Below are 26,689 nucleotides of genomic sequence, written 5' to 3'. Positions count from 1 at the left end.
CTTAGGGGTGATAAACGGTTGATGCCGTTTAAGTACTCTCTAAATGCTTTTTATAATAACAAGCGGAATACTCCGCATCACACTGGAGAATAACTGTGAAGACAATTACCACAGATATCGCAGTCATCGGCGCAGGCGGCGCTGGTCTTCGTACAGCTATTGCTGCGGCTGAAGCTAATCCTGAACTGGAAGTAGCACTGATTTCTAAAGTTTACCCAATGCGTTCGCACACGGTAGCGGCAGAAGGCGGTTCAGCAGCGGTAATTAAAGACGAAGATAGCCTAGATAACCACTTCAACGATACTGTTGGCGGTGGCGACTGGCTATGTGAACAGGATGTTGTTGAATACTTTGTTGAAAACTCGACTCGCGAAATGATCCAAATGGAACAATGGGGCTGCCCATGGAGTCGTAAAGAAAACGGTGAAGTAAACGTACGCCGATTCGGCGGTATGAAGGTAGAGAGAACGTGGTTCGCAGCGGATAAAACCGGCTTCCACATGCTTCATACTCTGTTCCAGACTTCGATGAAGTACGACACAATCAAACGATTTGATGAGTACTTTGTGGTGGACCTTCTCGTAGAAAACCAGAGCGGCGTTGAAGATGGCGAAGTACAAGGCCTAATCGCGATTCACATGTCTGAAGGTGAGCTTGTTACCATCAAAGCAAAATCTGTTGTTCTAGCAACCGGCGGCGCAGGTCGTGTTTACCACTGTAATACCAACGGCGGCATCGTAACTGGCGACGGTATGGCAATGGCTTATCGCCACGGTGTACCACTGCGTGATATGGAGTTCGTTCAATACCACCCAACAGGCCTACCGGGCACTGGCATCTTGATGACCGAAGGTTGTCGTGGTGAAGGCGGTATCATCGTCAACAAGAACGGCTACCGTTACCTGCAAGATTACGGCATGGGCCCTGAAACTCCAGTGGGCGAGCCGAAAAACAAATACATGGAACTGGGTCCACGTGACAAAGTTTCTCAAGCATTCTGGCACGAGCAGCAGAAAGGCAACACCATCAAGCACCCACTTGGTGATGTCGTGCACCTTGACCTTCGCCACCTTGGTGAAGAGTACCTGCAAGAGCGTCTACCGTTCATCTGTGAGCTAGCAAAAGCGTACGTAAACGTAGACCCAGCAAAAGAGCCAATCCCAATTCGTCCAACCGTTCACTACACCATGGGTGGTATTGAGACTAACGGTACCTGTGAAACTCGTATTAAAGGCCTATTCGCCGTTGGTGAATGTGCTTCAGTTGGCCTACACGGTGCAAACCGCCTAGGTTCTAACTCACTGGCTGAGTTCGTAGTATTTGGCCGCGTTGCTGGTGAAGAAGCAGTGAAACGCGCTGCTGAATTCAAAGGCTGGAACGAAGAGTCTATCGCTAAGCAAGTGAAAGCGGTTGAAGAGCGCATCGCAGGCATCTTGGCTCAAGAAGGCGACGAGAACTGGGCTGATATCCGTACTGAAATGGGTCACACCATGGAAGCGGGTTGTGGTATCTACCGTCAAGAAGACTTGATGCAAAAGACCATCGACAAACTCACTGAACTGAAAGCTCGCTACAAGAAGATCAGCATTAAAGACAAAGGCAAAGTATTCAACACTGACCTACTTTACGCTATCGAAGTGGGTTACGGTCTTGAAGTTGCAGAAGCGATGGTTCACTCAGCGATCCTTCGTAAAGAGTCTCGCGGTGCACACCAACGTCTAGACGACAACTGCACAGAACGTGATGACGTAAACTTCCTGAAACACTCTCTATCTTTCTACAACGAAGATGCAGCACCAACCATCGACTACAGCGGCGTTAAGATTACTAAATCTCAACCTAAAGCTCGTCTGTACGGTGAAGCTGCAGAGAAAGCCGCTGCCGCTGAAAAAGCAGCAGAAGAGAATGCGAAGAAGAGCGAAGAGGAGCAAGCATAATGTCAGCGAATCGAATCCAAAAAATTGAAATCCTGCGTTATGACCCTGAGCACGATGCAGAACCTCACTTTCAAACCTTTGAAGTTCCGTTTGATGAAACCATGTCAGTACTTGATGCGATCGGTTACATCAAAGACAACCTAGATAAAGACCTGTCTTACCGTTGGTCTTGTCGTATGGCGATTTGTGGTTCTTGCGGCATCATGGTTGATGGCGTGCCAAAACTGGCGTGTAAGAGCTTCTTACGTGACTACCCGAATGGCTTCAAGATTGAGCCTTTGGCTAACTTCCCAATCGAAAAAGATTTGATTGTCGACATGACACCGTTCATCGAACGCCTTGAAGCAATCAAGCCTTACATCATTGGTAACGACCGTAAGCCAGAAGACGGCACGAACATCCAAACTCCAGAGCAAATGGCGAAATACAAGCAGTTCGCTGGCTGCATCAACTGTGGTTTGTGTTACGCAGCATGTCCTCAGTTTGGTCTAAACCCTGAGTTCATCGGCCCTGCGGCACTTGCTCTTGCTCACCGCTACAACCTAGATAGCCGTGACAATGGTAAAGCTGAACGTATGAAGCTTATCAATGGCGACAATGGCGCTTGGGGCTGTACGTTTGTAGGTTACTGTTCTGACGTATGTCCGAAGAAAGTAGACCCAGCGGCTGCAGTAAACCAAGGTAAAGTTGAGTCTTCAATGGACTTCGTTATCTCGATGTTCAAGCCAGACGGATCGCAAGTAAAAACAGCAGAGGAGGCATAATATGAGCAATCGTAAGCCTTATGTTCGTGAGATGAAGAGAACGTGGTGGAGCAACCATCCGTTCTACCGCTTCTACATGCTACGTGAAGCGACTGTACTGCCTTTGATTCTATTCACTCTGTTCCTAACCTTCGGTTTGGGTGCACTAGTGAAAGGCCCTGAAGCGTGGGTGGGTTGGTTGAGCTTTATGGCGAACCCTATCGTCGTTGGTATCAACATCGTGGCACTGCTAGGCAGCTTGCTGCACGCTCAAACCTTCTTCAGCATGATGCCTCAAGTAATGCCAATCCGTCTTAAAGGCAAATTGGTTGATAAAAAAATCATCGTACTGACCCAGTGGGCAGCGGTGGCTTTTATTTCTTTAATCGTTCTTGTTGTGGTGTAAGGAGCTTTCGTTATGAACACAAATTACAAAGTAAAACCTGTTAACCACAACCCACAACGCTCTGACGAGCCAATCTGGTGGGGCCTATTTGGCGCTGGCGGTACTTGGTTTGCGATGATCACACCAATCACGGTTCTAGTGTTAGGTATCTTAGTGCCAATGGGCATCATCGATGCGGACGCAATGAGCTACGAGCGTGTGTCTGAATTCGCCACCAGCATTATCGGTGCGCTATTCATCATCGGTACGCTAGCACTGCCAATGTGGCACGCAATGCACCGTCTTCACCACGGCATGCACGACCTTAAGTTCCATGTCGGTGTTGCGGGTAAAGTTGGCTGCTACTTCGTTGCAGGCCTAATCAGCGCATTGTCTGTTATTTTCATTTTTATGATTTAACAGTTAAATAGAAAACGCCTAGGTTTGACCCTAGGCGTTTATTCTATGCTAGATGATAAGTCTATATGCGTTACGGCGATTCAAACCCCACAAATCGCATCACACCCGAGAATATCTCAGCTTCTCCCTCTGCCGGCGCAGGGTTGCTCCAGGTTGGATCGCTCCAGAAGGATTTAGTCGTAATATACTCTCCATCTTGATCAACCTTATTCCAGGTGTCTTTGGCTCCTATAAATTCCTCTTCGGTTATGGTTAAGGTCACCTCACCATTCAAAATCACCCAATCGAACCCGAACAATCCCTCATCATCGTCAAAGTAGCCAGTACCGTTACTATGGAACACAACCTCTTCTTCAACTACAGCCATGACGGTGCCATTTATCTCCCAAAGATCGATGAGCTCCCAACGAGAACTTTCACTGCCATTACCTGTGAAATCAGACTCTATAAACTGAGCACCACCAACGGTACAGTTGGCGACTGCGCTGTCATAGTCCGAACGAGTGCCAAAGTCAGAGGGTTGGTCCGTAAAATCATCCCACGGTGAATCACCATCCTCACAGACCGTTACTGTTCCCTCGTAGGTAACATTTGTAAGCACCTCCTCTGAACCATCCCTAGAGATAGTTAATTCGTCATCAGTTTGTGATACAAGTACCCATTGCTCGGTTGAGGTATTTTCATAAGTTACCACCATGGTATTAGCTGAAGTTTGCATCCAACTGTTCCCATAGGTCTCAGTGCCGTCATTGCCGATGTAACTCATACTGCCATCAGCATGGAAGAAGAAGTTGTTACCATCGTACTCCCTCAATACCAAGTTAGTCGGGTCAAACTGCAGAGCGTTTCTATCTTGTTGCACCACGGTATCTGCCCATATCCAACTTTCAGTCACACCGCCTAACGTTTCTTCCTCGAAGAACTTAATTGACCAAGTTTGCTCCATTGACTCTAATAACGCCCAGTAAGTCGTGAAGCTCTCCGAATCATCAGAATAGCTGATCTTAATAAAGCCATCTTCTATGGTCCAGTTGTCGGTGTAATCTCCTCCTTCGGACTTAATTACATGTACAGTACCATCAGCATTGAACAAGTAATCACGAGTATCTCCATTGCCTTTAACGCGTTGGAAGTTTAGACCCTCGACCATCTCACTGGTAATGTGAGTTCGACCGCCACAATCCGTGATCGCCGTTTCGTAGTCACTCATACTCGGGATAGGTTGCCCCTCAACAGGTTCTGCATCACCGATGTAGCACTCTTCAAGCACAATCGGACGATCTTGTTGAATAATAGTATCCATCCAGATATAGCTACTTGATTGACCGTCCACAACTTCGTTCTCATAGAACTTGATTGACCACGTATCATCCAACGAATCTAACAGTGCCCAGTAAGTCGTGAAGCTCTCCGATTCATCAGAATAGCTGATCTTAACCAAGCCATCTTCTATGACCCAATCGTCAGTATAGTTACCGCCCTCTCCCTTCAATACATGCACTGTGCCATCAGCATTGAACAAGTAGTCACGAGTATTTCCATTGCCTTTAACGCGTTGGAAGTTTAGACCCTCGACCATTTCGCTGGTAATGTGAGTTCGACCGCCACAATCCGTAATCGCAAGCTCATAGTCAGCCATGATTGGGCTTGACTGATCATCGCTATCACCCAAGTAGCAGGTAAATAGGTAATCGCTCAACACTACACCATCTTCTATAGACTGTGCGGCAATACCATTGAAAGCGTACATAGTATCGTCCGACGGTTCAGCACTTGGCGCCTCAATCTCACCTACCGTAAGTTCACCATTGTACATGCTAAAGATCATGGTAGGCGTATCCCCCTCTCCCATGTAGGGCATAGCCTCAACTGGTACGGTAAATTCGACGATATCTTCACCGTGTAATGTGTAACGTAAGTAATCCGCAGTAGCGACGCGACTTGCCGTTCCTGCGTCCCAATCAAAGAAGTAATAATGCGCCGTGCCATCACTCACTAACTCGATATCAAAGTCTAGATAGAGGCCAACAGAGGTAGTAAGATCTGTGGAAACCGACTCACCGACCGACTGCGACACAATAATGTCGTCCAGACTTGTAATAGAGCTACCATCCGTATCATAACCGACGTCAGAGAACCTCACGTACGGACTACCACCCTCCCATAGGAAGTACTGGTTTACGGCTGGAGAGAAGGTAAACATTACCGCTTGTGAGCCTTCAGCGAACCTCGCCTCTTCCATGAAGTCGAACCACTCAAAGTAGACTTCATACAATGCCATACCCGATAGGTTTACCACTTCTGATTCTACTGAATAATAGAAACTGGAATTGTCTTCTGGATAGGCAATAAGTTGCTCTCCAGAGAAGTCTATCGTATAACCTACCGGAGTTTGCCAGCCGTTTTCAGTGAGCTGTACGTCCCCCTCAGCTTCAAGTGGTAGCTGGATAAAGGATTGATCACCACGGTACTGTATGAGTTCCGTAAGGGTTAACGTATCACCGCCATAACTCAAGGTTTCTTTAAACAGAATATCTACGAACGATAGTTCGCTCCAATCGCTGAAGAATCCGTAAAGAGTCCCCTCTTGCTCCGCAAACTCTTGGGCGGTAATAGTCCACTTATTTGGGTCGGTTGGATAAAGGTCTTCACCGTCATAAACGCCGTCTTCATCTGAATCAGCATTATTCGGATCTAAACCTTCGGTTGCATTCTCATGGTTATCGCCTAAACCATCACTATCAGAATCCGCCCACTCTAATGAGTCATAAGGGAAGGCATCGCTATTGTCGCCAACATAGTCACCATCACTATCATCCCATTCATTTGGATCATTAGGGAAAGCATCCTCGTAGTCTTTAAAGCCATCGTCGTCACTATCTTGGTTTAGAACCTGTGTAAGATAGTCTTGAGCTGCTGTCTCGTTTAAGAAGAACATTCCTAGGCTATTGTTCCAACTAAAGTCTCCTTCTGTTAGATCCATGCCCCATGTATCTATGCCCCTACGATAGTAGGCATCGTACCAAGACCAAGGATTATCGACGACCGGAACCATAAGCACCATATCAACATCATTCACTCCGGTAAACGAACCAGGAACCACACCACTATCACCAAGATCCAGTGTAACCAGTGTTGGAATACCAGTATCAGTGAACAGATAGTCTTGTGTTACGACGTGCCATTGAATTGGCCCATTGTCATCGTATTGGAAACTGCTTGTAGGTAACAGCGTAGCGTATCGGCTCAGGCCTGGAATGATTTGGTCATCAATAAGCTCCAACTCTGTGCCAGCAACACGGGCATCCTCTACCTGTTGTGGTAGATCCACAACAGCTTGTGTTCCCCACTCATCAAATGAGGTAGCAACCCAAAGGCCATTAGATTGTTTCTGGTAAACGCGATAGGCCTGTCCGACGTTATCTGTGTCAGTCGTAAATGAATAATCAGTTAATGGGTAGTGCTGCCACTCTATGTGTTTATTTTCTTCCACATCACTAACAGAGCGAGACACTGCATTCCATTCATTGAACAAAGTATTTTTTGGATCACTATCGACAATAAGTTGAGTATTCGTCTCCTCATCTAGAACCGTACGCTCTCCACTTTCAAGAACATCACCATTAATCAGTACCTCTTTGCGGTAGTAATTCCAGTACGCTGTGAGATCGTCCCATTTGCCATCATTAAAGTTAAAGTCTGCGTACTCATGGAATTCACCATCTTGTGGGTTTGCCCATATTGGTGTCGAATATTCGTAGACATAGCTACCATCAGGGATATTATTAAATCGAAGTTCAACATTGATGTAACCGTCTGCACCCCAGTCCTGCTTAGACTCCACGAAACTCTGCACGTAATCCTGCGTTACAGTGGTTAAAGTCTGAGCCCATTGAGCTTGATGGGTTTGAACATCGTCGATATCAAAGCCATTTACCGTGTATTCGGTTAACGTTTCGACCGCTTGAACGCCCTCTGCGACGTCCTCAAATTCCACTGATACACTATGTATTGTATCTATTTGAGATAAGTCATTTGGGTGAACTCTAGATGTTAAGGCTACGCCTTGTTCATAGACACGACCATTACCGCCGAAACCGCCCTCAAGAGATGCATCACCCTCATCGATATAGCGCCAATACGTCTCGCTTGTTTCGGTTCTAGTACCAATTTCAAGAGACATGCCTTCGTAACGTGCAGTACCATCGAGGTTATAGTCGTACGCAAAGGTCTGGATACGAGTAAAGTCATCATTTAACAGGTGATCGACACTTTGTGTCGTGCCATATACCACGTCATCAGCAGTGATATATTGAGTAGTTATGGTGGTAACAATCTCTCCGCTATTCAGTGTCTCAACCATTTCTTCGACCTCAATATCCAGTGTAATGATATCGCGATCTGTTATGTTGAAAATTGCTACATCAGTTGCACTAACATTGGCCACAACATCAGCAATTGACTTATTTCCATCCTCTGGATGAACATCGGCATTATTACCAACGCCATCACCGTCCACATCGACCCATTCGGTCGCATCGGTTGGGAATTCATCAACATCATTGTTGTAACTGTCGTTATCCGTATCGTTTGGATACGGGTCATCCTCGTTATCGCCTAAGCCATCATCATCCGTATCTGCCCATTCGGTCGCATCGGTTGGGAATTCATCGGCATTATTACCAACGCCATCACCGTCCGTATCTAAGGACTCGTTGGGATCCGATGGGAATTCATCGGCATTATTACCAACACCATCACCGTCCGTATCTGCCCATTCGGTTGGGTCATTATCAAATACATCTTGATTGTCACCATAGCCATCAGAGTCATTATCAGCCCACTCAGTTGGATCTTGTGGGAAGACATCATCAATACTGTCTACCCCATCCGAATCATGGTCACCAGCACGAGAACGATCCGTTGGAAACGCATCATTGGCATCAGGGTAGATGTCATCTTCTCCGTCCACCGTATCATCATTTAGGTCGGCATTATTACCGATCTCATCACCATCGGAGTCCAGACTTTCATCGGGATCATTCGGAAAGTCATCTAAGTCATTGGGGACGCCGTCATCATCTGTGTCATTAGAAAAATCGACACCCTCTGTCGCACCACCAACATTATCAAATGTCTTATCGCTATCACCTGCAACTTCTTCAATTTTCTTTTTGATTTCATTATTCACAGATGCAGTCACAGAGATAAACTTAGTCCCTTTATCTTCACTTTCAGCAACTTCTTGCAACTCTTGAGGAGATGAAGGCAAAACATTTGAATCAACCAAGTTTTCAGCGGCATAAGCGGCAGCCTCAACACCTGACTCAACAAAATCACCTAAGATTTCATCTTCATCTAAGCCTAGCTGATCAGCGACTTGCTGAATGGCAGCTTGCTTTGCTGCTTCAACCGCAGCAGCATCGTCAGAATCTGTAGTGTTTTGCTCGATCAATACGTGAACTAGCGTACTCAAAGGGGTGACATCTTTTTCACCTGGAGGGGCTGACATAATATAGTCGTCAGACACCGTAACATCAGGTTCATCTTCATCAATCGTCTGCCCGGAGATCGCTTGCACAACGACAGGGTACTGTTCAGGGTTGTCGACATCGGTGACGTCTAAATCTGCAACTCCGCCATCACCAGAAATAGCATTAGGCTCACCGTCGTCTAAGACGTAGTTACCGTTAAGGTCTAACCAAATTCGAGCATGACGTAAATAACCATCAATTGCAGTCACACTGTATTTAGTCGTTTCAGCTGGGGAGCTGGGAGTCGAGGGAGTCTCACTCGGAGTCGTGGTTGACACGGTTGTATCATCGTCATCACATCCTGAAAGCCCGACGATACTAACCAAACCAAGAGCCAACGTAATTGCATTAAGTCTCATATCAATACCCACATAGTTGCTTAATAACATCGCGTATAAAGCTAGTAGACTCTACTCATTCTAACAATATTGTAATCAGCTTCCCTTTCCACCACACACATTCACAAAATCAATACTAAACAGCCACATATTGTATTGAGATATTTTTGTTGCGATATATAAACGCCAAAAACACCTTGTAAATCTATAAGTTAGATAAAATTTTTGATTTTCATCCAGAATACAACCAAAATATGATACTGGTCACACAATGTAACCTTGTGACCAAGGTGAATCGCATCTGGCTTACTCACTCTTGATTTTCCAGCTCTTCGTATCTCGCATCCCGCATCTCGTTTACGCGAATCTTGATCTTGGGATACAAAAAAAGGCCGCCTAAGCGACCTTTTTCAGATACTTGAAGTCAATTACTTCACACGACCAACGTATTCGCCAGTACGAGTATCAACTTTAACAACTTCACCGATAGCGATGAATAGAGGTACGCGAACTACCGCGCCTGTTGCTAGAGTTGCAGGCTTACCGCCAGTACCTTGTGTATCGCCTTTCAGGCCAGGATCGGTTTCAGTTACTTCGATCTCAACAAAGTTTGGCGGAGTAACAGTGATAGGGTTATCATTCCACAACGTTAGAGTACATACGTCATTTTCAACTAACCATTTTGCTGAGTCAGCGACTGCTTTTACGTCTGCTGCAATTTGCTCAAATGTTTCGTTGTTCATGAAGTGGTAGAATTCGCCATCGTTGTATAGGTAACCTAGTTCAACGTCAACAACATCTGCAAGCTCGAAGCTTTCGCCTGATTTGAATGTTTTCTCTAACACTTTGCCTGACAGCAGTTTACGAAGTTTTACACGGTTAAACGCTTGGCCTTTACCTGGCTTAACGTATTCATTGTCGATAATTGCGCAAGGCTCATTATCTAACATGAATTTTAAACCGCCTTTGAATTCATTGGTGCTTACTGACGCCATGATTTTCTCTTCCACATCTTTGAGTTAATTTCAATGCCGCATATCATAACCCGAAAAGTCGAATCTGTTGAGCAAAACTGGCTCAAACAACTATCGAATGCGATCTCTGACCCGACAAAACTGCTTGAGGCATTGGAAATAGACCCAACACCGTGGCAAGCAGGCTTCGCTGCTCGTGAGTTATTTGCACTTCGGGTACCTCTTAGCTTTGTCGAACGAATGGAAAAAGGCAACCCACACGATCCATTGCTACGACAGGTTTTACCGCTAAGCGAAGAGTTTGAGGTACACCAAGGCTATTCCGCCGATCCTTTGGAAGAACAAGAAAATGCAATTCCGGGCTTACTGCACAAATACAAAAACCGCGCACTGATGATTGTAAAAGGCGGTTGTGCGATTAACTGCCGCTACTGCTTCCGTCGTCACTTCCCTTACCAAGATAACAAGGGCTCGAAGTCTGTTTGGCAAACCAGCCTAGACTATGTGGCTGCTCACCCAGAGATCAACGAAGTTATCTTGTCGGGTGGCGATCCACTGATGGCAAAAGACAGCGAACTAGAGTGGCTAATTCATGCTATCGCACAAATTCCACATGTGAAAACAGTTCGAATTCATAGCCGATTACCGGTTGTGATTCCCGCTCGAGTAACGGATGAACTATGCCAATTGTTAGCTCAAACTCGCCTTAATGTGGTGATGGTGAGCCATATTAACCATGCCAACGAAATTAACTTAGAGCTCAAACAAGCTTTCCACAAGCTTAAGTTAAGTGGTGCGACTCTGCTCAACCAAGGCGTGATGCTTAAAGGCGTAAATAACAGCGCTAACTCATTGAAAGAATTAAGCGAAAAGCTATTCGACGTCGGTGTTTTACCTTACTATATGCATGTACTTGATAAGGTTCAGGGCGCAGCGCACTTCTATATTTCAGATGAAGAAGCGAAACATCACTTTAAAGGATTAATCTCTGAGGTTTCAGGCTACCTAGTACCTAAGTTAACCCGTGAGATTGGCGGGCGCAGCAGCAAGACACCACTCGACCTACACATTGAATAGAGAAGTTGTATCAATGAAACACAATACCTCAGTTGCTCCACCAGCAACCACATCTCAACCAGCGCTTAGGTTCAGCTCAAGAGGTTTCACCATCATCGAGCTGGTCGTGGTGATCGTGATTCTAGGTATTGTGTCGGTCACTGCAGCTTCTAAGTTCCTCAACCTTCAAACCGATGCTCGTATCTCGACATTAAACGGCCTTAAAGGCGGAATGGAGGGCGCAAGTGCTATGCTTTATGGTAAGACATCAGCATTGGGCTTAGATAAAGCAGCTAGCGCATCGATTAATGTTGAGGGTGACAATATCTCAGTGGTCTATGGCTACCCGGCGGCAATCAACAGTGACGCTTGGTCAATGCTAATCGAATCCACGTTTCTGGATGCAGAATGGGGCGTGGGTAATGCAGATTGGTATTTTACGAATAGTAATCACGCAGATGGAAAAATCATCTACGCTCCAGCAAGTCGCAAAAAGGTAGATGAAAACTGCTACCTTGAGTACCAAGAAGCGACAGAGACCACGACACCAGCCTTCACCTTAACAACAAGCGGCTGCTAGGTTTTAAGTAATCTTTATCAATCGTTAAGACAAAAAGTTTTTGTTCGATCGTCCGGTCTATTATTAGCATACTCGGCTCTATTCTAAATTTTTAGGAGGGGTGATATGTCACAATTTATAGAACAAACTCTCAACCTTGCCCCCTTTAGCTGGGCAGGCCTCGCTGCATGCATGCTGTGTGGTTCTTTAATCGGAATCGAAAGGCAAACACGCGGTAAACCCGTCGGAATCCGAACGTCGATTCTGATCATCAGTGGTACCTATTTCTTCCTTACGATGGCGATCAGCCTATCCCCCAACACACTCGATCAAGCTCGTGTGCTTGGTCAGATAATTACGGGTGTTGGATTTCTTGGGGCTGGTGTAATGATGACACTGGATGGCAAGATTCATGGCGTGACTTCAGCCGCAATTATCTGGGTACTCGCAGCATTAGGTATGATGATCGCACTAGGGCATCTTTCCCAATCGGTCATCATCACGCTAATGGCGCTGGTTATCCTACTTGGTGTCGACAAAGTGGAAAATAGCTTCCAGAGCCTACGCCGTGGTGTGCATCAGAAGTGGATGAGAAAAGGCCGCGTGAAGAAGTAGCCTCTCACCTTGAATGAAATCTACTAGACACAATTCCTTAGAGACAAAAAAGAAGCCTAGTCAAACGACTAGGCTTTGAGTTTTTACGAAAGCGCTTAATACACCTGAATACACACCTGATTCTTACCCGCAGCCTTTGCCTTATAGAGCTGCTCATCAGACGAACGAATACTCTGGTTTTCCCACAAGTGCCCTACGCTGTCGAACTTATACAAAGAGTAAAGCGTCGCGCCACCAGACACTGAGATACTAATCTTGTCACCCGTAGGGCATCGATAACTCTGTAGGCTAATGTCGTTTTGAATTCGCTCAAAGATCGATGAAAGCAACTCAGACGATTCACCCGTAATCGCGACAACAAACTCTTCGCCACCAAATCGAGCCACGATATCTTGCTGTCTAACGCTGTTCAGCATCAACCGAGCAACATGGCAAATCACCTCGTCCCCCACTTTATGGCCATGCTGATCATTAACGACTTTGAAATCATCGATATCAAACACGCCAACACCAATAATCGGCTCTTCATCTTGCGCCAGTAATCGAGCCTCAAAACCACGTCGATTCAGCAAGCCCGTTAATGGGTCGCGCATTGCTAGCTCATTTAAACGCTGGTGCTCTTGTCTTGTATAGAAGCGCCATAGCCATAAAACCGAGAGCAGATACAAAACCAACAATATCGAAAGCTGAATCTTCTCCATCTCCAATACATGCAGAAAGTGTTCGCTCTTATCTTCTTCAATACTCAGATATAGCTGGGTGTTAATGTCATCAACATACAGAGGCTTGGAATACGTAAAATCCATAAACCCGTATTTGTTTGCGCCTCGAGTACTGGTGACTTTATAGCCATGGGTAGGGTTCGATACTAGGTTCGAGACATAACCATCGACACCCAATACCCCTTTAAACTCACCATTAACGTAGATTCCTTTGGTTAAGGTCACCACTTTCTGACCTGTCAGGTAGTCATCATATTGGCCGGTATACACCACTTGGTCTTGCCCTTGAGCTAAGCCAAAGCGAATCGTGTTCACCCAATAAGGCCTGCTATTCACAACCGAATCAAAGGTGTCGCCCTTAATGTAACTGGCAAAATCAGAAGGCGAAGAGATAATGAATTTCTCTTTTGAAATGAAATAAATCGCAGAGATGGTATCAATGGTATTGGCAAAATAAGCCATGGTCGGCGCGATGAACAGGCGCTTACCCGCTTCGGTATAAAGGTCCGATTCCGGGTTGCACATCTCGCGAGGGCCAGAGAACATAAAATCAAAACGAGGGGCATGTTGCCCCTCACTGGTGAAGTAACACGTCTCACCCTCGATCTTTTTGTCATGCGAGAATACGTAGGTATCCCCATGCAGTGGATAAAGCGCAGTGATGTTGTACTCAAGCGCATTTATGATCTGTGTGAGCTCCGCTAAAGAGCGTGTCACGCCTTGGTTTTCCATTCCATACTGTTTATCTGATTCTTCCGCTGAATCAACGAGCAACAAGCTCAAAACTACTAAAAAACTGGCGGTCAGGCCTAAGAAAGCCTTTTTAAAATCGACGGTATGGTGGTTAATCAAAGCATATAAATCATCATTGTGAATTTATCGCACATTGTACTTATAAATTCAAACATCGCAACAACAAATATAAAACAATATGCTTATTGGGTGATTTGAGAAGTTTATCGTGGAAGTAGAATTGAATGTAATAACGCCCAAACAAGGGTTTAGGCGTTGATAGGCTTAGTCTTTAATCGCGTATGCGTAACTAAAAGCTAATGCATTAACTGAACGTTGCTCGCCAACCGTAGAACCAAAGGCTAAACGACAGCGTTATTTAGCAAAGTTTACAATCGGGAAGCACGGGAAGAAACCGTTGTCAGCACAGTTGATCAGACCAACTTGTACGCCTTCGATTTTGTTGGTTTTGTTGAAGATACCAACCTGAACCGTAGACACTTCTGAAAGGTTCGCAGCGCCAACATCAACCATAGTGTTACCTTCTGAGTAGTTGACGAAACTCACGTTCGCGCCTTTCACATCATTAGTAATGTTCACAGCACCAAGGTTAACACCCGTTGTTTTACCCGTGTTCCAGTTGAAGAAACCTAGAGATGCACCGGTCATTTCTTGGTTCACTTTTGATGCACCCAAAATACCCAGGTTCACACCTGTGGTCGTTTGCGTCTCAGACATACCAACAACAGCAAGATCAAGACCTTTAAGGTCGTTCACTTGTCCGTGAAGTAAAGCCAAGCGCACACCGCCAACAGCATCTGAGTCAGGTGCGTTGAAGCCATTGATCGTTGAAAACATAACAGGCGAAGAGGCAAATGCCGCCGGTGCCATTACTGCTGCAGACACAGCAAGTACTGAAAGTAGTTTTTTCATTGGGGAGTCTCCACTGACTTATTGTTCACTTGATTAATCCATTTTTAATCAAGCATTTATTGTCCTTTATTCAACAGCTACCCATGTTAAATCAATGTAATAACTGTACTGTTGAATATAAGCCGCTAAATCATAAAGAGCAATGGTTAAGAGCAGATGCGGGATTCGAGTGAACGAGATGCGAAAAGCAAAAAAAACAGAGACCGAAACCTCCGCTCTAACGCTTATTATTCCAAACAAAAATCTAGGCGAGAAAATCAACATGTTTCACAAGCTTATAGCCCACACACTTATTGCCGCATCTAAAGCGATGTCATCCTAAAAAATTTATTGATAAAAGCTCAACAGACCTCAGGTATTCAAAAACTAATGTTCGTAAAATTCTGAAAATAAACTAAATTCTAATATAGGAATAGAACGATATGAAACAGTGGGAATAGCATGGTTAAGGAACCTACGAATAAACAGACCATTAAAGCAATTATTTCGCGTGGTTTTTTGGCTATCGTGTTATTTTTAGGCCTCTATATCTATGTTAGCCATGCTCTGAAGAACTAAAGAGCAGGACATGATTAATCTCCAGCTCAGTCTTTCTGAAGCTTATAGCGTTATGCTCTCTGTCAGACGACAAGAGCAGCAGTTTGTTTCCACAAGGCAACCAGAGATTCAAGAACAACTCAATATAAAGCGAAGTCAGCTGATCGAAAAGCTGGCTGAGATCGATGGGAAAATCGTACGAAGCGACCTCAATATTTCTTTTAATTATGCCAAAGTTGTCGAGTATCTCGACGAGTACCACACCGCCTTTACATTATTAGCCCTTGAGTTAGTCAGCATACATGGCAAGAGGGACCAAATTGGGCTCATTGAGAAACTAAAAAATGCAGCGTTGACACTTGAGCGCTTCGTACATGAATCCAATAATGTGCAGCTTGAAGAATTGACTTTAGAAACACAAGATCTCATGTATCAGTTCTTTACCGATTTTGATCAGACAACATTAGATAAGATTGTCGATTCATTGTTCAAAATCCAAGATGAAATAGAACAGAATTCCCGAACGATCAGTGCATTAGCTTCGTTTAATAATTTTAAACGCCACTTTTGGCGATTGCAGCGAGGGTTAAAGAGTGTCGGGTACAGCTCTGATAGCGGCCTCAAAGGAGAACTCACCAGCAGTATTTATCATGTTGAAGATGAGCTCAACTTACTTTTCACCGAAACACCCAAGCAGATCGCAGAGAGCCTGACGCAGATAAAGTCGTACAGCTACTTATCGACAGCCGCATTAGGAGGGGTGACGTTACTGGTGCTGCTTTATGTTGTGTGGCGTGCCAGTCAACTTGAAACTCAATTGATTGTTTCACAAGAGAAAGCACGACAAGCAAACCGCGCAAAAAGTGCCTTTCTTGCCAATATGTCTCATGAGATACGGACACCGCTTAATGGCGTGATTGGTATGTCAGAAATACTGGCAGAAACCAAACTGTCCGCAGAACAGAAAGACTGCCTTGGGACTATCTATACCTCTTCTCAAACCTTACTTATGTTGATCAACGATGTTCTCGATCTGTCCAAAATTGAATCGGGTAAACTGGAAATTAATCCACATACGACAGACTTAAGAGAGCTGCTGTTTGATAGCGTGACTCTGATTTCTTCTAAAGCTTATCAAAAGCAGATTAAGTTGGAAGTTGAAATTGATGGCGAGCTCCCAGAGTACATTCATGTTGATGGGAATAAAATTCGCCAAGTGTTGATGAATTTAGCCTCAAATGCGATCAAATTTACAGAACAAGGCTCTATCGTATTCACCGCTAAACGGCTTCCATCATTGGAAACAGAGTGTGTGGTCGAGTTTTCTGTTCGAGATACGGGTATTGGTATCGCAGCAGACCAACAAGAGCACATTTTCAAAGCGTTTTGCCAAGAAGATACCAACATCACCTCCAATATTGCGGGGACCGGATTAGGGCTTAGTATTTCGTCACGTATGGTGGAAATGATGGGAGGCTCGATAAACGTTGAGTCAGAGAAAGACGTGGGCAGTTGCTTTCATTTCCAATTAACCGTAGTGCCATCAGATCATTCTGAACATAAAAATCGTAAACAAACCGTTGTCTATTATTCAGATGCGCCATCGAAACTTTTACTCGATGACTTGTTCCGCCTTGGTTACTCACCACAACTAAAATCAATCGAAACAAACTTGGCGGCAACTGACCTCCCAGAGATCGCTTTGATGGAAGATATTAACCAAGCCAAAACACTGCATCGCTTAGCACCAGAGGTGAAAATCATCATAGTGAAAGATAATCTTAGTGATCCTATGAGTGAGTGTCATTTTATCTCAGGCTATGTGACTCTTCCTATGCTCGGTTCCCGCTTAAGTAGCATGTTGAACTCCGTGCTTGAAAGGTCACAGCCACAACCCGCTCAACATCAACCTGAGCCGATAGAAGCGACTGTACGTCAAAAAGTCCTCGTAGTTGAAGATAACCGCGTAAACCAGAAGGTGGTATGTATCAATTTAGATAAGTTAGGGATTGAATATTGGGTTGCCAATGATGGACAAGAAGCGATTGATTTATATAAAGGGCATCATCAAGACATCGGCCTTATCTTGATGGACTGCATGATGCCGAATGTAGATGGCTTTGAGGCAACAGAGCGAATCAGGCGCTATGAAGAAAACCTGCAACTTCAGGCAACACATATCCTCGCTTTAACGGCATCCGTGCTCGATGATGATATTAAACGTTGCTTCGAGTGTGGAATGAACGATTATCTTCCAAAACCATTTAAGCGTGACATGATGCTGCAAAAAATTGATGAACAACAGTTTACGCACAAGGCAGGCTGACCAAGGAGCTTTGGAAAAAAAGAGTGATGGTGAAGCTGAAATACAGATACGGGATGCGAATAAATAAGGCTTTAAGAGCAAAAAAACGGAGACCGAAGTCTCCGTTTTCTAAAGCTTATGTGTGACTTTCTCTGCTATAGAGAAAGGGGGATGATTACATCATGCCGCCCATGCCACCCATACCGCCCATATCAGGCATTGCAGGGCCAGAATCTTGTGGCTTATCAGTGATCATCGCTTCTGTTGTGATCATAAGACCAGCAACTGACGCTGCGAACTGAAGTGCAGAGCGAGTTACCTTAGTTGGATCTAGGATACCCATTGCAATCATGTCGCCGTATTCGCCAGTCGCCGCGTTGTAACCGTAGTTACCTTCGCCAGCACGAACGTTGTTAGCAACAACAGATTCTTCATCACCTGCGTTCTTCGTGATTTGACGGATAGGCGCTTCCATTGCACGTAGTGCAACACGGATACCGACGTTTTGCTCTTCGTTGTCACCTTCAAGGCCAGCAACTTTAGATGCAGCGCGGATAAGTGCAACACCACCACCAGCAACCACACCCTCTTCAACGGCAGCGCGAGTTGCGTGAAGTGCATCTTCAACGCGGTCTTTCTTCTCTTTCATCTCAACTTCAGTTGCAGCGCCTACTTTGATTACTGCAACACCGCCAGCTAGCTTAGCTACGCGCTCTTGAAGTTTCTCTTTGTCGTAGTCAGACGTTGCATCTTCGATTTGTTGACGGATTTGAGAAACACGACCTTGGATCATTGTTTCTTCGCCCGCGCCATCGATGATGGTTGAGTTTTCTTTAGTGATAGTTACACGCTTAGCTTGACCTAGGTCTTCTAGCGTTACTTTCTCTAGGTCTAGGCCGATCTCTTCAGAGATAACCGTACCGCCAGTTAGGATAGCGATGTCTTGCAGCATAGACTTACGACGGTCACCGAAACCAGGCGCTTTAACAGCAGCCACTTTAACGATGCCACGCATGTTGTTCACAACTAGAGTTGCAAGCGCTTCGCCTTCTACATCTTCAGCGATGATAAGAAGTGGACGAGATGCCTTAGCAACTGCTTCTAGAGTCGGAAGAAGTTCACGGATGTTTGAAACTTTCTTGTCGATAAGAAGAATGAATGGGCTTTCTAGATCAACAGAACCCGCTTCTTGGTTGTTGATGAAGTAAGGAGATAGGTAACCACGGTCGAACTGCATACCTTCAACTACGTCTAGCTCGTCTTGTAGAGCCTGACCTTCTTCAACCGTGATTACGCCATCACGACCTACTTTTTCCATCGCTTCAGCAATGATGTTACCTACTGTCGAATCAGAGTTCGCAGAGATAGTACCTACTTGCGCGATAGCTTTTGTATCTGCACATGGAACAGAAAGGCCTTTTAGCTCTTCAACTGCAGCGATAACTGCTTTGTCGATACCGCGCTTAAGATCCATTGGATTCATGCCAGCAGCAACGGCTTTTAAGCCTTCAGTGATGATTGCTTGAGCAAGAACTGTTGCTGTAGTCGTACCGTCGCCCGCCGCGTCATTCGCTTGCGAAGCCACTTCTTTAACCATTTGCGCGCCCATGTTTTGGAACTTGTCTTCAAGTTCGATTTCACGTGCAACTGAAACACCATCTTTAGTGATCGTTGGTGCGCCAAATGATTTGTCTAGAACAACGTTACGGCCTTTAGGACCTAGCGTTACTTTTACTGCGTCAGCCAGAACGTTTACACCTTCTAGCATTTTAATACGTGCGTCATTACCAAATTTAACGTCTTTAGCAGCCATCTTAATTTCCTTTCAAATTCTTTGTTTCGGGGCGTCTCAGCGTTATCGCGTCATTCTGAACAGTGAGGGACGAACGTGATTCAGAATCTACTCAAATCGCACTCTGTTTAGATTCCAGATAATTCGTTCCTCATTTCTGGAATGACGATATGAATCATCCAATACTGGCTCTGATAACTTTTACTGAGAGTTAAATGAAAAATAGATTACTCGACGATCGCCATGATGTCGTTTTCAGACATAATCAGAACTTCTTTGCCGTCGATTTTTTCAGTTTTCGTGCCGTAACCTTCAGCAAAGATAACGGTATCGCCAACTTTTACGTCCAACGGTTGCACTGAACCGTTTTCTAGAATGCGGCCTTTGCCGACAGCTAGAATGATACCGCGAGTCGATTTTTCTGCGGCAGAACCAGTTAGAACGATGCCACCAGCAGATTTAGATTCAACTTCTTGGCGCTCAACGATAACTCGGTCATGTAGAGGACGGATATTCATCGGTCTTATCTCCTGATAATTTCCATTTAAATTTTGATAGTTGCCACGATTAGCGTGGGTCAAACAATATGTTGGGGGCGATGTGAAAGATCCCAAGGGGGGAACGAAAAAATTGTGAGCTAAAGTGCAGATTCTCACCCCTCATCTTTCCCTGCTTTTCGTTTACTCGTATCCCGCATCTGTTTATCCTACGCTTTTGGTTTCTATCGGCGTTTTGCATGCAAGATAAGCACGGGCTATTAACTGCCCCAATTGAGAGTACATTGCGTACCATGACCATACCGACCATATTCGGTATGGTGGCGATCTTGATGTTTAACCTCGTCGATACTTTCTTCATCTCATTGCTTGGCACCCAAGCCTTAGCCGCGGTGAGTTTTACCTTTCCAGTCACCTTTGCCATCAACTGCATCACCATGGGGATTGGTATTGGCTTATCGACATGTATCGGTCGATTGCTTGGCCAAGGCAGCGCACAAAATGCAGCACGCTTTACCTGTCATGGCTTATTGCTGGCTCTGCTTCTGGTCGGCTGCGCGTCTACATTAGGTATTATCGCCTTAGAACCTATGTTTACCCTGCTAGGAGCAAAGCAAGAGTTGTTGCCGCTGATATCGGAATACATGTCGGTGTGGTATCTCGCGATCCCATTTTTGGTCATCCCCATGGCAGGCAACAGCGCCATTCGTGCCAGCGGCGATACTAAAACACCCGCTAAGATCATGCTACTGGCTGGGCTTATCAATGGCGTTTTAGATCCGCTACTTATCTTCGGGTATGGGCCTTTCCCTGAACTGGGGATTCAAGGCGCTGCGATTGCCAGTGGTTTCAGTTGGTTTGGTGCTTTGTGTGGCTCACTCTACGTATTAATGGTGCGAGAAAAACTGCTTACGCCTCCTAAGCTGACAAACATCGTCAGTGACTGGCGACAGATCTTAAAAATAGGCACCCCAGCGGCTTTGTCTAACGCTCTGAACCCACTTGCCGGCGCTATCATCATGATGATGCTGGCCAAACAAGGGACTGAAGCCGTGGCGGCGTATGGCGCAGCGCAACGTATCGAGTCCATTCTTATCATTGTGTTGATGTCTCTTACTTCGGCGCTTACGCCTTTCATGGCGCAGAACTTTGGCGCAAACAACCCACAACGCAGTTTTAAGGCACTGTTTCTGAGTATGCGTTTTGCTGTGATGTTCCAAGGTTTGATTTTCTTAATGATGGTGCCGTTGAGCATTCCTTTGGCTGCCCTGTTCTCTCAAGAAGAATCCGTCCGAGGCATATTGTGGCATTACCTGTTAGTCGTGCCCTTTAGCTATGGATTCCAAGGCATTGTGATGATGCTGATCAGTGGGATGAATGCCATGCATCAACCACTCAAAGCCTTTCAATGGAGCTTCATGCGTTTGTTTGTCTTTACCTTGCCATTCGCTTGGATAGGCAGCCAAATTGATGGTGTCGAAGGGCTGTTTATAGGCTTAGCCTTGGGGAACATTGTCGGCGGTATTTCAGGGTACTTGTTTGCGCTTCGTGTAAGGGGTAAAGCAGATGCGGGATACGAAAAGATATAAGAGCAGATACGGGATGCGAAAAGATATAAGAGCAGATACGAGATGCGAGTAACCGTGATGCGAAAAGATTTAAGAGCTTAAGAGCAGTTACGAGATTCGAAGAGCTTGAGAGCAGAAAAAGACTAAAAAAAGGAAGATGACATGGAAGACACCACTTACAAAATGTTCTATGACGCACCAATTGGCAAGATGATCATTGTTAGCAATGGTGTGTCGCTTATTGAAATTGACCATATAAATCACGAAGAGCTAATGATTAGCAATCCAGATGACCTTTGCCAACTGGCAGCGAAACAGTTAGATGAGTACTTCGCAGGTCATCGAATAGAATTCGATTTGCCATTAAGAGCGATAAAAGGCACTGACTTTCAAAAAGTAGCTTGGCAAGCTTTAACAACCATTCCTTATGGCGAAACCATCAGTTACGGTGAACAAGCGAAAATAATGGATAACCCAAAAGCAGTAAGAGCTGTGGGTGGTGCAAATGGCAAGAACCCATTTAGTATTGTTGTGCCTTGCCATAGAGTCATCGGCGCAAATGGCACATTAACCGGCTACACCGGTGGTATGAACCGTAAAGAGTGGTTGTTAGATTTTGAGCGTTCGATCTTAAATAAAAAGAAGTAAACCTTATCTCACTAGATCAATAATATAAAATTTCGCCATCAAGAAGCGCCATTATCACCAGACAACATATAGTCTATATTTAAAATTTCATACAAAGAGGTGATAGTAATGTCCACTGATACGATTGAATCTTATGAAGATCGAAAGCGTAGAGATGGAGCTATAGCGCTAATGAAACTATTATCGTTTTCTATTGATGATAAAAAACATGACCGAGTCAATTCAGGTACTCAGATTCGAGATAAACTGGCAAAACGTAAACAATCGGTTCAAGAATCAACATCACCGTTACGCTGATAATAATACGTTCGGTTACTTTAGTTTAATCCCATAAGTGTCAATATGGGCAAGTAGCTCATTCGATGTAATTCTATGTTTAACGAGCAAGTCAACCTTGAATGGAAGCGACGACTGTTCTAAACGATCTTGCAAGCCTGCGACGACACTTAACGAAATCCCATGCCCCTCGATAACAATATCGATGTCGGAGTTATCTTTATAAGTTCCAAGGGCTCTAGAACCGAATACCCAGGCATGAATGACTGCGGCATGACTCAAAACAATATCCTCAATCAACTGATACTGATGAGGCTTAAGGCCGACCGAGTCTGGTTTAACCAAATAACTATCGATCACATTTAACCTCTTGTTCGCATTGACCCTCTTGATCACATTTAAGCTTTAAATAGAGTGTGACTTGCCCTATCACTGGTGAAAATGACTCTAAGATCAGTGACTGAGCTTCAAGGACATTTTCCTCATCATAGGTGTGGGACAATAAATTTCGTTTTATGAGTGCTTCAAGCATAATCTCACACTGCTCCGAAGACAGGTGCTTAGCTTCTAAGGCCGTACGAAAAACGCTCCTCGGCGAAGCCACATCAAACCCTTCAAACTCAAGTAAGTCTTTAAGGGTCTTCCATGTCAGTTCGAAAGAAAATTCAAAAGTTTGTACTAACCCAGCGAGCTCTAACTCATTGTAGCTATCTTGTGAGCACGCTCTCTCAAGCCTTTGCTGCGCTTTCATTAAGTTTTGCAGTCGTTGCTTCCAACGGTCTGGGTTTGAGTTCATATAAACAGCCTAAATATAAGGTAAAAGACAAGTATAGTATGAGCCTTAAGCTACCTAATCATTCAAGCAATGTCACTCTTTCGATATTCATCAAAACTGTTCTTTTCGTCTTTTGTTTAAGGTCGTGCCCTTATGTTCTCCCCTGCATGTTTTTCTTACCCAATACCTGTCCTTAAGCTCTTCGCTACTCGTTTACCCGTATCTCACATCACGCATCCGTTCTTAAGCTCTTCTCATCTCGCTTACTCGTATCTCACATCTATAAAAAAGCCCGCACTTTGAAGTGCGGGCTTTCAAAATCGTTAAAGCTCAGTGAACCGCTGAGCCAAACAACTATTTAACTACTGACTATTTAACGATCACATCACCTGACATTTCTGCCGGGATTGCGATACCAGATAAAGAAAGCATCGTTGGTGCTAAGTCAGACAGCTTACCGCCCTCTTTGAACTCAATGTCTTTGCTACCTACGTAGATAAGTGGCACTGGTAGGTTAGTGTGCGCCGTGTGGATGCCACCCGTTTCTGGGTTAACCATCATTTCTGCGTTACCGTGGTCTGCGGTGATAAGCAGTTGGCCGTCAGCTTCTTTGATTGCTTCAACCACTTTACCAAGACATTCGTCTAGCGACTCTACCGCTTTAACCGCTGCATCATAAACGCCAGTGTGGCCAACCATGTCACAGTTAGGGAAGTTACACACGATAGCGTCGTATTTGCCGCCTTTGATTGCTGCAACTAGCTTTTCAGTTAGCTCTGGTGCGCTCATTTCTGGCTGTAGGTCGTAAGTTGCTACTTTTGGAGAAGCAACAAGTTGACGCTCTTCGCCTTCGAACTCGTCTTCGATACCGCCATTGAAGAAGAAAGTAACGTGCGCGTATTTCTCTGTTTCAGAGATACGTAGCTGCGTTTTACCTTCCTTCGATAGCCATTCACCGTAAGTGTTCTCTAGAGAAGCCGGTGGGAATGCACATAGAAGCGGGATGTCTGCTGCGTATTGAGTCAGCATCACGAAATCGATCGCTGGGAATACGTTACGAGCAAAACCATCGAAATCAGGAACGAATGCACGTGTAATTTCACGAGCACGGTCAGCACGGTAGTTCATGAAGATAACTGCATCGCCATCTACGATAGCGGCAGACTCTTCGCCTTCAGCTTTGATTTCAGTCGCTTTAACGAACTCATCGTTTTCGTCACGAGCGTAAGCTGCTTCTAGACCAGCCACAGCAGTGTCGAATGTGAACTCAGCTTTTGCTTGAGTCAGCAGGTCGTAAGATTCTTGAACGCGATCCCAGTTGTTATCACGGTCCATTGCGTAGTAACGACCAATAAGCGAAGCAACACGGCCCTTGCCTATCTTAGCGAATAGCGCTTGGAAGCGTGCCAGTGTGTTTTCTGCGCTACGTGGCGGTGTATCACGACCGTCTAGGAAAGCGTGTAGGTAGATTTTCTCTGCGCCACGCTCTGCTGCCATTTCAACAGCTGCATAGATGTGATCTTCATGAGAGTGAACGCCACCTGGAGACATAAGTCCCATGATGTGAACCGCTTTCTCAGCTTTCACCGCTTTATCGATAGCGTTCACTAGCGTTTCAGTTTGGCCGAACTCGCCGTCTGAAATTGACTTAGTAATACGAGTAAGATCTTGGTATACCACGCGCCCCGCACCGATGTTGGTGTGACCCACTTCAGAGTTACCCATTTGGCCATCAGGTAGGCCTACATCTAAGCCAGAAGCAGAGATTAGCGTGTTAGGTTGGTTAGCAATAAGACCGTCTAATACTGGTGTTTTAGCGTTCGCGATAGCGTTGTCTTGGTTGTCTTCACGGTAACCGTAACCGTCAAGGATCACTAGAGCCATTGGCTTCTTAGCTGACATAGGACTGACCTCGTTCAATTCAAAATAAATCGGTATAAAAACAAATTAGCGTAATTTTACTACAGTTTACAGTCAAAACTGTAGTGGAAGATCAAGAAAGGGCGCAGGTAGGATGATCGAATGTGAAAAAAAGCGTCATTTTGTGTTTGAGGGTCGCATAAACCTTGAGCAACAGTATTTAGGGAAATATCGCTGTCGTCATTCTGTATTAACACTGAGTTACATACTAAAACCCAATATCACACTCAAAAAACAACGAACAAAACATACTCAACTGAGTGTACAAATTGATGGTTTTAACGTAAGCTACACGCAAATAAAATTATCATAAAAACTGGCTAGAGTTCATTATGTTATTAGAGCTATCATTTGTTGGCTTCTTCTCCTTTTCCTCACTCTTTTTGATGAGAAAAGTGGCAAAATCCATTGGCTTAGTGGATAAACCGAATGAGAGAAAGTTGCACACTGGTGCGATCCCATTGGTAGGTGGTATAGCGATCAGCTTAACCATTGGCCAATTCATCGTTACCCATCCAGACGTCATCCCGCATAGCCCACTCTTTTTAGCTTCTGTTATTGCTCTTATTATTATCGGGGCGCTTGATGACAAATTCGACATTAGCTTCAAAATACGACTGGTGGTGCAAGCAATTCTCTCCCTCGGCATGATGTATTTCGCCGACATTCGATTAGATAACATTGGTAACCTGTTTGGTACTGGCGACCTGCATTTAGGCTTCCTGAGCCCTGTAGTAACCATACTCGCAGTGATTGGCGCGATTAACGCGTTCAATATGGTCGACGGCATTGATGGATTGTTAGGTGGGCTTGCTATTGTAACTTTTGGCGGTATCGCCGTTTTACTTCAAGTCGACAGCCAACATGGCTTAGCGTATTTATGCGTGGTGTTCATTGTCGCAACCATTCCTTATATCATGATGAATCTTGGTATTCTTGGGCGAGAGCGTAAGGTCTTTATGGGCGACGCTGGCAGCATGATGATTGGCTTTACTGTGATTTGGTTACTGCTGGGCGCAAGCCAAGATCCATCAGAAGCTATGATGAGACCAATAACTGCACTGTGGTTAATTGCTGTTCCGCTGATGGACATGGCTGCCATCATGTTCAGACGCGTACGCCGCGGTGACTCCCCTTTCAAGCCCGACCGTGAACACCTACACCACATCTTCCAACGCCTTGGTTTTACATCGCGACAAACCCTGGCCATCATTTGTGCTATCGCAAGTAGCTTCGCTGGCTTCGGTATCTACGGAGAGTTCCTAGAAATTGCTGAATCGACCATGTTCATCCTGTTTATGATGTGTTTTGCTTCATACACTGTAGCTATGAGCTATGTTTGGCGCATCACCAGCTGGATTAGAAGTTTGCGTAACCTTCCAGAAAAAGTGTACTAGTGATTAGAAGTGTATTAATGACTTAG

Annotated in this window: 21 protein-coding genes; 12 read left to right on the top strand and 9 right to left on the bottom strand. The window is 45.0% G+C overall.

The genetic code is table 11. The features are described 5' to 3' along the window. Window positions 1-95: 95 nt before the first annotated feature. Genes frdA through frdD form a run of 4 tightly spaced genes read left to right on the top strand, consistent with a single transcriptional unit; the run spans window position 96 to window position 3,485 of the window. On the top strand, window positions 96-1,937 hold the full coding sequence (gene frdA / locus AB4323_RS07445) for a fumarate reductase (quinol) flavoprotein subunit (RefSeq protein WP_372152086.1): 1,842 nt from the start codon (window positions 96-98) through the stop codon (window positions 1,935-1,937). Beyond that, complete coding sequence (locus AB4323_RS07440; protein WP_009847917.1) at window positions 1,937-2,701, top strand: succinate dehydrogenase/fumarate reductase iron-sulfur subunit; 765 nt, start codon at window positions 1,937-1,939, stop codon at window positions 2,699-2,701. Before frdA ends, AB4323_RS07440 begins: the two co-directional genes overlap by 1 nt. Before the next feature lies 1 nt (window position 2,702). Beyond that, window positions 2,703-3,086, top strand: a complete 384-nt coding sequence (gene frdC, locus AB4323_RS07435; RefSeq protein WP_136977161.1) for a fumarate reductase subunit FrdC — start codon at window positions 2,703-2,705, stop codon at window positions 3,084-3,086. 12 nt (window positions 3,087-3,098) lie between these two features. Beyond that, a complete protein-coding gene (gene frdD / locus AB4323_RS07430; protein WP_017063167.1) occupies window positions 3,099-3,485 on the top strand; it encodes a fumarate reductase subunit FrdD in 387 nt (128 codons plus the stop codon). A gap of 70 nt (window positions 3,486-3,555) precedes the next feature. Here the strand turns inward: frdD and AB4323_RS07425 are convergent, their stop codons facing one another. Together AB4323_RS07425 and efp are read right to left on the bottom strand one after the other, a co-directional pair. After that, window positions 3,556-9,378: a hypothetical protein gene (locus tag AB4323_RS07425; RefSeq protein WP_372152085.1), complete on the bottom strand. Its 5,823-nt coding sequence runs from the start codon at window positions 9,376-9,378 to the stop codon at window positions 3,556-3,558. A 407-nt stretch (window positions 9,379-9,785) separates the two neighbouring features. Next, on the bottom strand, window positions 9,786-10,352 hold the full coding sequence (efp, locus tag AB4323_RS07420; protein WP_009847919.1) for an elongation factor P: 567 nt from the start codon (window positions 10,350-10,352) through the stop codon (window positions 9,786-9,788). Between the two features lie 33 nt (window positions 10,353-10,385). On the opposite strand from efp, the gene epmB reads away from it, so the two are divergent. From epmB to AB4323_RS07405, 3 genes are all read left to right on the top strand, one after another. Then, complete coding sequence (epmB, locus tag AB4323_RS07415; protein ID WP_372152083.1) at window positions 10,386-11,408, top strand: EF-P beta-lysylation protein EpmB; 1,023 nt, start codon at window positions 10,386-10,388, stop codon at window positions 11,406-11,408. A gap of 13 nt (window positions 11,409-11,421) precedes the next feature. Further along, window positions 11,422-11,967: a prepilin-type N-terminal cleavage/methylation domain-containing protein gene (locus tag AB4323_RS07410; RefSeq protein WP_372152082.1), complete on the top strand. Its 546-nt coding sequence runs from the start codon at window positions 11,422-11,424 to the stop codon at window positions 11,965-11,967. A gap of 105 nt (window positions 11,968-12,072) precedes the next feature. After that, on the top strand, window positions 12,073-12,561 hold the full coding sequence (locus AB4323_RS07405) for an MgtC/SapB family protein (protein ID WP_004733333.1): 489 nt from the start codon (window positions 12,073-12,075) through the stop codon (window positions 12,559-12,561). A gap of 95 nt (window positions 12,562-12,656) precedes the next feature. Here AB4323_RS07405 and AB4323_RS07400 read toward each other — a convergent pair whose 3' ends face one another. Both AB4323_RS07400 and AB4323_RS07395 read right to left on the bottom strand, forming a co-directional pair. Beyond that, window positions 12,657-14,135, bottom strand: a complete 1,479-nt coding sequence (locus tag AB4323_RS07400; protein ID WP_372152080.1) for a diguanylate cyclase — start codon at window positions 14,133-14,135, stop codon at window positions 12,657-12,659. Window positions 14,136-14,390: 255 nt separating this feature from the next. Next, entirely contained in the window at window positions 14,391-14,948 is a 558-nt protein-coding gene (locus AB4323_RS07395) for a VC2662 family protein (RefSeq protein ID WP_017061293.1), read from the bottom strand. Window positions 14,949-15,516: 568 nt separating this feature from the next. Between AB4323_RS07395 and AB4323_RS07390 the strand changes: the two genes are divergently transcribed. Further along, the gene (locus AB4323_RS07390) at window positions 15,517-17,811 is read left to right on the top strand and encodes an ATP-binding protein (protein WP_372152078.1); all 2,295 of its coding nucleotides are present in this window, start codon (window positions 15,517-15,519) and stop codon (window positions 17,809-17,811) included. A 154-nt stretch (window positions 17,812-17,965) separates the two neighbouring features. On the opposite strand, the gene groL is transcribed toward AB4323_RS07390, so the two are convergent. Further along, entirely contained in the window at window positions 17,966-19,603 is a 1,638-nt protein-coding gene (gene groL, locus AB4323_RS07385) for a chaperonin GroEL (RefSeq protein WP_371722035.1), read from the bottom strand. A 206-nt stretch (window positions 19,604-19,809) separates the two neighbouring features. Continuing rightward, complete coding sequence (locus AB4323_RS07380) at window positions 19,810-20,100, bottom strand: co-chaperone GroES (RefSeq protein WP_010433998.1); 291 nt, start codon at window positions 20,098-20,100, stop codon at window positions 19,810-19,812. A gap of 218 nt (window positions 20,101-20,318) precedes the next feature. Here AB4323_RS07380 and AB4323_RS07375 point away from each other — a divergent pair, with 218 nt between their 5' ends. The 3 genes from AB4323_RS07375 to AB4323_RS07365 all read left to right on the top strand — a co-directional run bounded on the left by AB4323_RS07375 (window position 20,319) and on the right by AB4323_RS07365 (window position 22,592). After that, window positions 20,319-21,668, top strand: a complete 1,350-nt coding sequence (locus AB4323_RS07375; RefSeq protein WP_372152076.1) for an MATE family efflux transporter — start codon at window positions 20,319-20,321, stop codon at window positions 21,666-21,668. A 141-nt stretch (window positions 21,669-21,809) separates the two neighbouring features. Next, window positions 21,810-22,295, top strand: coding sequence for a methylated-DNA--[protein]-cysteine S-methyltransferase (locus tag AB4323_RS07370; protein WP_102397872.1), 486 nt, complete (start codon window positions 21,810-21,812; stop codon window positions 22,293-22,295). Between the two features lie 108 nt (window positions 22,296-22,403). Beyond that, a complete protein-coding gene (locus AB4323_RS07365) occupies window positions 22,404-22,592 on the top strand; it encodes a hypothetical protein (RefSeq protein ID WP_017063158.1) in 189 nt (62 codons plus the stop codon). 15 nt (window positions 22,593-22,607) lie between these two features. Here AB4323_RS07365 and AB4323_RS07360 read toward each other — a convergent pair whose 3' ends face one another. The 3 genes from AB4323_RS07360 to gpmM all read right to left on the bottom strand — a co-directional run bounded on the left by AB4323_RS07360 (window position 22,608) and on the right by gpmM (window position 25,248). Then, a complete protein-coding gene (locus AB4323_RS07360) occupies window positions 22,608-22,931 on the bottom strand; it encodes a nucleotidyltransferase family protein (RefSeq protein ID WP_017067158.1) in 324 nt (107 codons plus the stop codon). Then, a complete protein-coding gene (locus AB4323_RS07355) occupies window positions 22,921-23,367 on the bottom strand; it encodes an HI0074 family nucleotidyltransferase substrate-binding subunit (RefSeq protein WP_017093683.1) in 447 nt (148 codons plus the stop codon). Before AB4323_RS07355 ends, AB4323_RS07360 begins: the two co-directional genes overlap by 11 nt. Before the next feature lie 348 nt (window positions 23,368-23,715). Next, window positions 23,716-25,248 carry a 2,3-bisphosphoglycerate-independent phosphoglycerate mutase gene (gene gpmM / locus AB4323_RS07350; protein ID WP_372152074.1) on the bottom strand — a complete coding sequence of 511 codons (1,533 nt, stop codon included), beginning with the start codon at window positions 25,246-25,248 and terminating at the stop codon, window positions 23,716-23,718. A 350-nt stretch (window positions 25,249-25,598) separates the two neighbouring features. Here gpmM and wecA point away from each other — a divergent pair, with 350 nt between their 5' ends. Further along, window positions 25,599-26,663 (top strand): UDP-N-acetylglucosamine--undecaprenyl-phosphate N-acetylglucosaminephosphotransferase, encoded by a 1,065-nt coding sequence (wecA, locus tag AB4323_RS07345; protein ID WP_372115137.1) that lies wholly within the window; start codon window positions 25,599-25,601, stop codon window positions 26,661-26,663. Window positions 26,664-26,689: the final 26 nt, after the last annotated feature.

The sequence above is a fragment of the Vibrio sp. 10N.261.52.C11 genome (genome assembly GCF_041471405.1).
GTDB classification, from domain to species: domain Bacteria; phylum Pseudomonadota; class Gammaproteobacteria; order Enterobacterales; family Vibrionaceae; genus Vibrio; species Vibrio crassostreae_C.
The sequence above is the reverse complement of the archived record's forward strand: the minus strand, read 5'-3'. Positions and strand labels throughout refer to the sequence as shown.

What these genes read in the sequence shown, in the direction of transcription:
- AB4323_RS07440 (WP_009847917.1), top strand. Translation starts at nt 1,937, where the DNA reads ATGTCAGCGAATCGAATCCAAAAAATTGAAATCCTGCGTTATGACCCT.
- frdC (WP_136977161.1), top strand. Translation starts at nt 2,703, where the DNA reads ATGAGCAATCGTAAGCCTTATGTTCGTGAGATGAAGAGAACGTGGTGG.
- frdD (WP_017063167.1), top strand. Translation starts at nt 3,099, where the DNA reads ATGAACACAAATTACAAAGTAAAACCTGTTAACCACAACCCACAACGC.
- AB4323_RS07425 (WP_372152085.1), bottom strand. Translation starts at nt 9,378, where the DNA reads ATGAGACTTAATGCAATTACGTTGGCTCTTGGTTTGGTTAGTATCGTC.
- efp (WP_009847919.1), bottom strand. Translation starts at nt 10,352, where the DNA reads ATGGCGTCAGTAAGCACCAATGAATTCAAAGGCGGTTTAAAATTCATG.
- epmB (WP_372152083.1), top strand. Translation starts at nt 10,386, where the DNA reads ATGCCGCATATCATAACCCGAAAAGTCGAATCTGTTGAGCAAAACTGG.
- AB4323_RS07410 (WP_372152082.1), top strand. Translation starts at nt 11,422, where the DNA reads ATGAAACACAATACCTCAGTTGCTCCACCAGCAACCACATCTCAACCA.
- AB4323_RS07405 (WP_004733333.1), top strand. Translation starts at nt 12,073, where the DNA reads ATGTCACAATTTATAGAACAAACTCTCAACCTTGCCCCCTTTAGCTGG.
- AB4323_RS07395 (WP_017061293.1), bottom strand. Translation starts at nt 14,948, where the DNA reads ATGAAAAAACTACTTTCAGTACTTGCTGTGTCTGCAGCAGTAATGGCA.
- AB4323_RS07390 (WP_372152078.1), top strand. Translation starts at nt 15,517, where the DNA reads ATGATTAATCTCCAGCTCAGTCTTTCTGAAGCTTATAGCGTTATGCTC.
- groL (WP_371722035.1), bottom strand. Translation starts at nt 19,603, where the DNA reads ATGGCTGCTAAAGACGTTAAATTTGGTAATGACGCACGTATTAAAATG.
- AB4323_RS07380 (WP_010433998.1), bottom strand. Translation starts at nt 20,100, where the DNA reads ATGAATATCCGTCCTCTACATGACCGAGTTATCGTTGAGCGCCAAGAA.
- AB4323_RS07375 (WP_372152076.1), top strand. Translation starts at nt 20,319, where the DNA reads ATGCAAGATAAGCACGGGCTATTAACTGCCCCAATTGAGAGTACATTG.
- AB4323_RS07370 (WP_102397872.1), top strand. Translation starts at nt 21,810, where the DNA reads ATGGAAGACACCACTTACAAAATGTTCTATGACGCACCAATTGGCAAG.
- AB4323_RS07365 (WP_017063158.1), top strand. Translation starts at nt 22,404, where the DNA reads ATGTCCACTGATACGATTGAATCTTATGAAGATCGAAAGCGTAGAGAT.
- AB4323_RS07355 (WP_017093683.1), bottom strand. Translation starts at nt 23,367, where the DNA reads ATGAACTCAAACCCAGACCGTTGGAAGCAACGACTGCAAAACTTAATG.
- gpmM (WP_372152074.1), bottom strand. Translation starts at nt 25,248, where the DNA reads ATGTCAGCTAAGAAGCCAATGGCTCTAGTGATCCTTGACGGTTACGGT.
- wecA (WP_372115137.1), top strand. Translation starts at nt 25,599, where the DNA reads ATGTTATTAGAGCTATCATTTGTTGGCTTCTTCTCCTTTTCCTCACTC.